The 8390-nt window shown below is 70.5% G+C and carries 7 protein-coding genes and 1 tRNA gene; 6 read left to right on the forward strand and 2 right to left on the reverse strand.

All coding sequences use genetic code 11. The features are described 5' to 3' along the window. Window positions 1-81: 81 nt before the first annotated feature. The 3 genes from ACKUB9_RS04075 to ACKUB9_RS04085 all read left to right on the forward strand — a co-directional run bounded on the left by ACKUB9_RS04075 (window position 82) and on the right by ACKUB9_RS04085 (window position 3214). Complete coding sequence (locus tag ACKUB9_RS04075) at window positions 82-417, forward strand: hypothetical protein (RefSeq protein ID WP_407519511.1); 336 nt, start codon at window positions 82-84, stop codon at window positions 415-417. Between the two features lie 186 nt (window positions 418-603). After that, window positions 604-1896, forward strand: a complete 1293-nt coding sequence (locus tag ACKUB9_RS04080; RefSeq protein WP_407519512.1) for an adenylosuccinate synthase — start codon at window positions 604-606, stop codon at window positions 1894-1896. Between the two features lie 67 nt (window positions 1897-1963). Next, entirely contained in the window at window positions 1964-3214 is a 1251-nt protein-coding gene (locus ACKUB9_RS04085) for a histidine kinase (RefSeq protein WP_407519513.1), read from the forward strand. 89 nt (window positions 3215-3303) lie between these two features. On the opposite strand, the gene rpoH is transcribed toward ACKUB9_RS04085, so the two are convergent. Together rpoH and ACKUB9_RS04095 are read right to left on the reverse strand one after the other, a co-directional pair. Further along, window positions 3304-4194 (reverse strand): RNA polymerase sigma factor RpoH, encoded by an 891-nt coding sequence (rpoH, locus tag ACKUB9_RS04090; protein WP_407519514.1) that lies wholly within the window; start codon window positions 4192-4194, stop codon window positions 3304-3306. A gap of 247 nt (window positions 4195-4441) precedes the next feature. Further along, window positions 4442-5431, reverse strand: coding sequence for an RluA family pseudouridine synthase (locus ACKUB9_RS04095; RefSeq protein ID WP_407519529.1), 990 nt, complete (start codon window positions 5429-5431; stop codon window positions 4442-4444). A 95-nt stretch (window positions 5432-5526) separates the two neighbouring features. On the opposite strand from ACKUB9_RS04095, the gene ACKUB9_RS04100 reads away from it, so the two are divergent. The 3 genes from ACKUB9_RS04100 to ACKUB9_RS04110 form a co-directional block, all read left to right on the forward strand. After that, window positions 5527-5602 (forward strand) — tRNA-Glu (locus tag ACKUB9_RS04100). 107 nt (window positions 5603-5709) lie between these two features. After that, window positions 5710-7572 (forward strand): DUF6538 domain-containing protein, encoded by a 1863-nt coding sequence (locus ACKUB9_RS04105; RefSeq protein ID WP_407519515.1) that lies wholly within the window; start codon window positions 5710-5712, stop codon window positions 7570-7572. Between the two features lie 422 nt (window positions 7573-7994). Then, window positions 7995-8390: helix-turn-helix domain-containing protein (locus ACKUB9_RS04110; protein WP_410825760.1), on the forward strand; the 396-nt coding region annotated here is incomplete at its 3' end.

Here is an 8390-nt window from a genome sequence, read left to right on the forward strand (position 1 = left end):
CCGTCATCTTGGCGGTTAGCGGAGCCGGAACCGGATCCGCGGCGGGCCGGTTTCCCCTCCAACGACCGAGAGGAGAAACACATGGCCAAGCTGATGCGCGGCGCCGGGCTGGCGCTGGCGGCGCTCCTGAGCACCGCCGCCCTCGCCCAGTCGCCCGACGCGCCGCTGAAGGGGCGCGACTCCGACCCCGTCCTGCCGCCGCCGAACGAGCGCATCCCCGAGCGCGTGCGGCCGAACGACACCGACACGACCGGCTCGACGCTGAGCGACCGGCTCGAGAAATCGGACGGCGTGCTGCGCCCGCCGTCGAACGGCACGCCCGACATGACCGTGAAGCCGCCGGAGCCGAACCCGAACTCGACCCGGGTCATCCGGCCCGGCGACCTCCCCGGCACCGGCAACACCGAAGCCAAGTGATCGTGGGCCAAGTGATCCCGGCTGGGGCGGAATCCCCGGCGCGATGCCGGCCGCTTCCTTGATTTCCCGCCCCGGATCGCCCAAGACCCTCGCATCAAGACCCGCTCATCGCGACAGCCCCGCGCCGCTGGCCGGGGCTGTCCGTGCGCGTGATCGGGACAGAGTTGGCAAGACAGGTTGGACGGAATGGCGAACGTCGTCGTCGTGGGCGCCCAGTGGGGCGACGAGGGCAAGGGCAAGATCGTCGACTGGCTCGCCGAGCAGGCCGATGTCGTGGTGCGCTTCCAGGGCGGCCACAATGCCGGCCACACGCTGGTGATCGACGGGACCACCTACAAGCTCTCGCTGCTGCCCTCGGGGGTGGTGCGCGGCGGCACGCTGTCGGTGATCGGCAACGGGGTCGTGGTCGATCCCTGGCACCTCGTGGACGAGATCGCGCGGCTCAAGACCCAGGGCGTGTCGATCACCCCCGACTCGCTGCGCATCGCCGACAACGCCACCCTGATCCTGCCGCTCCACCGCGAGCTCGACCATTTTCGCGAGAACGCCAACGCGGCCCTGAAGATCGGCACGACCAAGCGCGGCATCGGCCCGGCCTACGAGGACAAGGTCGGGCGGCGGGCGATCCGGGTGGTCGACCTCGCCGATGCCGACCTGCTCGGCGCCAAGATCGAGCGGCTGCTCGCCCACCACAACGCCCTGCGCCGGGGCCTCGGCATCGAGGAGGTCGACGCGGCCGCGCTCAAGAGCGAGCTGCTCGCCATCGCGCCGCAGATCCTGCCCTTCGCCGACACCGTCTGGGCGCTCCTCGACGAGGCGCGGCGGGCCGGCCAGCGCATCCTGTTCGAGGGCGCGCAGGGCGCGCTCCTCGACGTCGACCACGGCACCTATCCGTACGTCACCTCCTCGAACATTGTCGCCGCGCAGGCCGCCACCGGCTCGGGCCTCGGCCCCTCGGCGATCGGCTACGTGCTCGGCATCGTGAAGGCCTACACCACCCGGGTGGGCGAGGGCCCCTTCCCCACCGAACTCACCGACGCGATCGGCGAGAAGATCGGCGAGCGCGGGCGCGAGTTCGGCGTGGTCACGGGCCGCAAGCGCCGCTGCGGCTGGTTCGACGCCGCCCTGGTGCGCCAGACCGTGCGGACCTCCGGCATCGACGGGATCGCGCTCACCAAGCTCGACATCCTCGACGGCTTCGAGACCATCAAGATCTGCACCGGCTACCGCCTCGACGGGCAGGTGATCGACCACCTGCCGGCGAGCCAGGCGGACCAGGCCCGGGTGGAGCCGGTCTACGAGACCATCGACGGCTGGTTCGAGACCACGGCGGGCGCCCGCTCCTGGGCCGAGCTGCCCGCGCAGGCGATCAAGTACGTGCGCCGCATCGAGGAGCTGATCGGCACCACGGTGGCGCTGCTCTCGACCTCGCCCGAGCGCGACGACACCATCCTGGTCCACAATCCCTTCGAAGACTGAGCCCGGACGCGGCTCCGCCCCACCTGCTTGACGCAGCGTGCGGGCCGCGACATGGCAGGCGCGGACCATGGCCGATTATTATCCCCTGCTCGCCCGCGCCCTCGACGCCCTGCCCGACCGCTCGCCGGACATGCGCAGGGCGGTCTACGAGCGCGCCCGGACCGCGCTGACCGCGCAGCTGCGCACCCTCGACCCGCCGCTCTCCGAGGAGGACATCGCGGCGGAGTGCCGCTCGCTCGATGCCGCGATCGCCCGGCTTGAGAACGAGCAGGGCGGCGAGGCGCCGACGCCCGCACCGGCCCCCGAGCCCGAACCCGCACCGGCCCTCCCGGAGCCCGAACCGGCGCTCCCGCCGGCCCCGGCCGCCGACGCGCTGCCCGAACCCGGGCCGCCGATCGCCCTCAAGGTGCCGGAGCCCGAGCGCCCGAAGCCGCCTCCGCCGGCCGAACCGGCGACGCCCGAGGCCGGCGCCGACGACAACCCGGCCGGCCGCCAGCGCCCGCGCATCGAGGTGGTGCAGCCGAAGGGCGACCGCTCGCGCCTGCTGCGCAACGGCGTCGTGGCCCTGGTGCTCGCCCTGGTGATCGGCACCATCGCCTTCACGGCGTGGTCCCTGCGCGACACCCCGGAGACGCTGCAGTCGCGCCTCGGCGAGCCCGCGGCCGAGCGCCCGCCCGAGAACCAGGATTCGAAGTTCGCCGACCGCGTCGGCGGCGGCGAGCGGGCGCCCGCCGCACCGGCCGCCGCCGCTCCCGCGGCGCGGGGCGGCGGCCCCGAGATCGCGGTGGCGCAGCGCGCCACGCTGTTCGAGGAGACCGGCGCCCAGGGCAGCCAGCCCCGGGCGATCCCCGCGCAGGTGGTCTGGCGCCTCGACGCGGTCAATGCCGGCCAGGGCCAGCCGCTCCAGACCGTGGTGCGGGCGGAGGTGGAGGCGCTGGAGGCCGGCCTGTCGCTGAGCCTCGTGATCCGTCGCAACACCGACGCGGCCCTGCCGGCCTCGCACGTGATCGAACTCACCTTCACGCCCACCGATCCGGCGCGGGCGGTGCGCGACGTCGGCCTGCTCCAGTTCAAGGACGACGAGAGCGGGCGCGGCTCGCCCGTCTCCGGGCTGCCGGTGCCGGTCCGCGAAAATCTCTTCCTGATCGGGTTGTCGAACCTGAAGGGCGATGTCGAGCGCAACACCGACCTGCTGCTGCGGCGCAACTGGATCGACCTGCCGCTGCGCTACGCCTCGAACACCCGGGCGATCCTGACCTTCGAGAAGGGCTCCGCAGGCGAGCGGGTGATGCGCGAGGCCTTCGCGCAGTGGAAGTGAGCCCCGCGCGACGGCGCGGGGGACCCGGCCTCAGCGGGGGGCGTGCCGCTCCGCCGCCGCGGACCCGCATCGGGTCCGGCCCGTGAGGCTCAGGCCGGGACGCCCGCGCGGGCGGTCTCGCGGGTCGCGAGGTTGCGCTTGACCGCGTCCTGGACCTTCTCGAAGGCGCGCACCTCGATCTGGCGCACGCGCTCGCGCGAGACCCCGAACTCGCTCGACAGATCCTCCAGGGTGATCGGATCCTCGGCGAGGCGCCGCGCCTCGAAGATGCGCCGCTCGCGCGGGTTGAGGACGTCGAGGGCGTCCCGCAGGGCGGCGAGGCGGTTCTGTCCCTCCTCCTCGCGGGCGAGCACGGTCTCCTGGGTCGGGCTGTCGTCCACGAGCCAGTCCTGCCACTCGCCCTCGCCCTCCTCGCGCAGGGGGGCGTTGAGCGAGGCGTCGCCGCTGAGGCGGCGGTTCATGTCGATCACGTCCTGCTCGGGCACGCCCAGGCGGGTGGCGATCTGCTTGACCTGATCGGGCTTGAGGTCGCCCTCGTCGAGGGCCGAGATGCGGCCCTTCGCCTTGCGCAGGTTGAAGAAGAGCTTCTTCTGGTTGGCGGTGGTGCCCATCTTCACGAGCGACCACGAGCGCAGGATGTATTCTTGAATCGCCGCCTTGATCCACCACATGGCGTAGGTGGCGAGGCGGAAGCCCTTGTCGGGGTCGAAGCGTTTGACGGCCTGCATCAGGCCGACATTGCCTTCGGACACCACCTCGCCGATCGGCAGGCCGTAGCCGCGATAGCCCATGGCGATCTTGGCCACGAGCCGCAGGTGGGACGTGACGAGCTTGTGGGCGGCGTCGCGATCGCCATGCTCGCGCCAGCTCTTGGCGAGCATGTACTCCTCCGTCGGCTCCAGCATCGGAAACCGGCGGATCTCGTCGAGATAGCGGGACAGACCCCCTTCGTTGGCGAGCACGGGCAGTGCAGCAGCCATTCAAACCTCCTGGAAGCTCCCCGGTCCGGGCGAGCGTGAACGGCCTCCGAGCGGCCGGCCGTCCGATCTGCCTGTATAGCAGAGGGCGGGGTCGGCGGGTAGGGACGCGGCGGCGGTGGCGTCCGTCGCCCTTCAACGCACGACCCGTCGCTTGGTGCATCCGTTGCCATTCGCACATCGGCCGGTATTCGTGGCCGCCACCGGAGACACGATGTCGCGAGGCGCCGCGGATCGCGGCGGATCCGGCTCAGGGCGCGAGCACCGCCATGAGGCGCGCGAGGTCCGGCGGGGGCGGGCTCTCGAAGCGCAGGAAGGCGTTCGTGCGGGGATGCAGGAAGCCCAGCACCGCCGCGTGGAGCGCCTGCCGCCCGAGGGCGGCCAGCGCCTCGCGCGCCTCGGGCGCGAGGCGCGCCGCCTTGGTGCGGAAGGCGCCGCCGTAGGTCGCGTCGCCCAAGAGCGGATGCCCGCGATGGGAGAGATGCACCCGGATCTGGTGCGTGCGGCCGGTCTCCAGGCGGCAGCGCAGGAGCCCGACCGGCTCGCCGCCGCCCAGCACCGCCTCGGTGCGGTAATGCGTCACCGCCCGCCGGCCCTTCTCGGGACGGACCACCGCGATCTTCTCGCGGTTGCGCTCCGAGCGCGCGAGCGCCGCCTCGATGGTGCCGGCCCGCGGGTCCGGCACGCCCCAGACCAGGGCGAGATAGGCCCGTTCGAGCCGCCCGGTGACGCCGTGATCGGCGAATTGCAGCGTCAGCCCCATATGGGCCGCATCGTTCTTGGCCACGACGAGCAGCCCGCTCGTGTCCTTGTCGAGGCGGTGCACGATGCCGGGCCGGCGCACCCCGCCGATCCCCGAGAGGCTCGCGCCGCAATGGGCGATGAGCGCGTTGACGAGCGTGCCGCTGTGATGGCCCGGCGCCGGATGCACCACGAGCCCGGGCGGCTTGTCGATGACGATGAGGTCGTCGTCCTCGTAGATCACCGCGAGGCGGCGCTCCTCCGGCTGCGGCACGGCGGGGAGGGCCGGCGGCACGGTGACCGCCACCCGGGCGCCGCCCGCGACCTTCAGGGACGGATCGCGGATCTCGGCCCCGTCGAGCGTCACGCCGCCCTCGCGGATCAGGGCCTGGAGGCGGCTGCGCGACAGATCGGGCCACGTGCGCGCGAGCGCCCGGTCGAGCCGCTCGGCGCCCTCCGCGGCCGGGAGTTCCGCCCGCCGCACCTCCCCGTCTGCCACCACCAGTCCCCTTCGCGAAAAGCCACGGATCGCCGCCGAATGAGGCTTGTGCACCCCGGCCGCCGTCGCTATACCCCCGCCCATCGCTGAGGCAAGCTCCCATCGTCTAGCGGTCTAGGACGTCGCCCTCTCACGGCGAAAACAGGGGTTCGAGTCCCCTTGGGAGCGCCATCTGCCTGCTAAGGCGCTGAGATCTCAGAAGCTGTTGGCTTTTCAAGTGCTTGCTCCCGAGCGCGTGCTACACTCGCGTGCTACAGGAACCAGGTACGATGGGCCGAATGAAGTACGTCCAGCGCCGCGCCAATCGCTTCGAGTTCCGCTTCCCTCTGCCCGACGATCTGACCGGCAAGCCGGTCCCAGCCCCCTGGCCGGAGGCGCTCAGCCCCCTCGTCAACGCGCAAGCAGGCCGGTTCAAGACCGAGCTGATCCGCTCCCTTCAGACGAACGACGGCAGGACAGCCGAGCGCCGGGCGCTCGCCCATATCGCCGAGGCTCATGCGCTCGTGGACCGGGCCCGAGCCTTCCTCCGAGATGGTCCACCTGCCAGCATCAGTCCCGACCAGATCGCCGCTCTCGTTCGCGAGCACGAGATCGAGCTGCTGCACCACGACGAGGCGTTCCGCGCCGTCGGCATGGGGGTCGAGCTGGCTCGACCGGGTGCTCGCGTCCATCACGACGGGCTCGGGATGACGAACGACGACCTGAGCCTCTACCGCTACCTGATCGATCATCTCGACCGTGACGTGCGCGCGCAAACGGCCAAGATGCGCCCCAGCGACGTCATCGGCCTGGCGGTCAACCGTGCCGTGGCGAAGCGGGGCCTTGTTCTCCATCCGGATGATCCCGCTTGGCGACAGCTGGAGCTCGGGTTCGTGAAGGCCCAGCGCAGTGCGTTCGAGAGCATCAAATCGAGATTGGAGGGCGAGGACGTTCCCGCACCTGAACCAGTGGTCGAGGCTGGAGGTGAGACGATCACCGGGGCTTTGAAGCGCTGGGCCGAGGGTGGAGGACGAGGGGCACGAAAGCCCCGAGCTGGGTCAGCTACCGAGGCCGAGCGGGCCGTCCAGCGGTTCGTCGAACTCCACGGCGACCTGCCGATCACGGCGATCACCAAGGCCCACGGTCGAGCCTACCGGGACGCACTGGCCAAGCTGCCCAAGGCACTGCCGAACCGCTTCAGTCGGCTCAAGCTTCCCGAGCTCCTAAAGCGGGACCTCGGCAAGTTCCCGAAGCGGAATGCCCAAACGGTGAACAAGACCTTGGCCTTGCTGGGCGGAGTCATGGCACGAGCCGAGCGGGATGGCTTCTTCGAGAGTCTGCCTGCCTGGTCGAACCCCTTCCATGTCGGGTTCGAGATCGCCCCGTCGGAGCGGGAGCCATACGAGCCCTTCAGCACTGAGGAGTTGCAGCGGCTGCTCGCGTCGCCGGTGTTCGCCCAGAACGCGCGGCCGCAAGGCGGGCGTGGGGAGGCGGCATTCTGGTTTCCCTTGATCGCGCTGTTCAGCGGGGCTCGGCGCACCGAAATCGCTCAGCTTAAGGTCGGCGACGTGCGCCAAGGCGACGGCGGGATCTGGTACTTCGACTTCACGAGCGAGGGCGAGGATCAGAGCCTCAAGACCGCCTCCTCTGCGCGCTCCGTGCCGATCCACCGGGAGTTGATCCGGCTCCGCCTGCTCGACCTTGTAACCGCTCGGGTCAGCACGCAGCCGTCGGGTTCTCCACTGTGGCCCGGGTTTGAGCCGCCCATCGACCCGAAAGCAAAAGCTTGGACGAAGTGGTTCGGCCGGTACCTGGGCGCGCACGTCGTCGATCACCCGGCAAAAACTTTCCATTCATTTCGCCACACCTTCAAGCGGGCTTGCCGCGAGGCGGGTTTGAGTGAGGAGTTACACCACGCACTCACCGGTCACGCGGGCGGCGGGGTCGGACGGCGCTATGGCCGGGAGCGCCGGGCTGACGGCACACTCGACCGCGGCATCTCCCTGCAGCGACTGCACCGTGAGATCAACAAGGTCACGTACCCTGATCTGGTGCTGCCGAACCCGACCTTTGATAATGACAAAGAGCCAAGGCGTGCTCGCTGTAGTCAAACCAAAAGCTGTGAGCGGGCACTTCCGACCAGAAATCAATCGCGCCGATAGTCTACGCCTTCGCCCGGATTGGAGCCGCCACGGCAATACGGATCGGGGATATGTACGTTCAGACCCGGCGGGATGATGTCGATGCCTGCGCTGCAGACCAGCGCGTCCAGGCGTCCGAACCGCTCGATTGCTAAGGCGACCAGGGCGCGGGAAGTGTCGGGCAGGCTAAGGTCGTCTGCATACGATGCCACGCGCTCAACGCCAGCTTGGTCGGCGAGAATTCACGCTGCGGCGCCCGCCTCCGCGGGATCAAAGCCGTTGATGACCAATCACGCACCGTGACCGAGAAAGTGCTGCGCGATGGCCAGACTGATCCCGCGGCTGCTGCCGGTGATGATTGCCATTGCAGTGGAGTGGCCCCCAATTCGGCCGGACGCGGGGCGCAACCGTGAGGGCTTAGGCGAAAGCCTAGGCGTGCGCCTATGTCGAACGACACGCAGCGGATCGAGATCATCACCGGGCGCGAGCCCCGCCGACGCACGATGCAGCGCCTCCTGGCCGTCGCCAACGCGCTGGAGGGCATGAGCCGGGCCGAGGCGGCGCGGGCGGCCGGGATGGAGCGCCAGGCCCTGCGCGACGCGGTGATCCGGTTCAATGCCGAGGGGCTGGCCGGACTGGTGGATCGTCCGCACGGCCACAGGCGGGAGATCCTCAGCGAGGGCGAGCAGGCGGTGCTGGTGCACCGGATCCTGGTCGGGCCGGATCCCGAGCGAGGGGAGCCGTCGAGCTGGACGCTGCCGGACCTCTGCCGCTTCATCGAGGAGCGGTTCGACAAGACCATGTGCCCGCAATCCATGTCGCGGGTCGTGCGTCGGCTC

Origin of the sequence: Methylobacterium oryzisoli, from assembly GCF_046557895.1 — a bacterium.
In the GTDB taxonomy this organism is placed as follows: Bacteria; Pseudomonadota; Alphaproteobacteria; order Rhizobiales; family Beijerinckiaceae; genus Methylobacterium; species Methylobacterium oryzisoli.

Bases quoted from the DNA above. Each gene is read 5' to 3' on its own strand.
- ACKUB9_RS04085 (WP_407519513.1), top strand. From the start codon at position 1,964: ATGGCCGATTATTATCCCCTGCTCGCCCGCGCCCTCGACGCCCTGCCC.
- rpoH (WP_407519514.1), bottom strand. From the start codon at position 4,194: ATGGCTGCTGCACTGCCCGTGCTCGCCAACGAAGGGGGTCTGTCCCGC.
- ACKUB9_RS04075 (WP_407519511.1), top strand. From the start codon at position 82: ATGGCCAAGCTGATGCGCGGCGCCGGGCTGGCGCTGGCGGCGCTCCTG.
- ACKUB9_RS04105 (WP_407519515.1), top strand. From the start codon at position 5,710: ATGAAGTACGTCCAGCGCCGCGCCAATCGCTTCGAGTTCCGCTTCCCT.
- ACKUB9_RS04080 (WP_407519512.1), top strand. From the start codon at position 604: ATGGCGAACGTCGTCGTCGTGGGCGCCCAGTGGGGCGACGAGGGCAAG.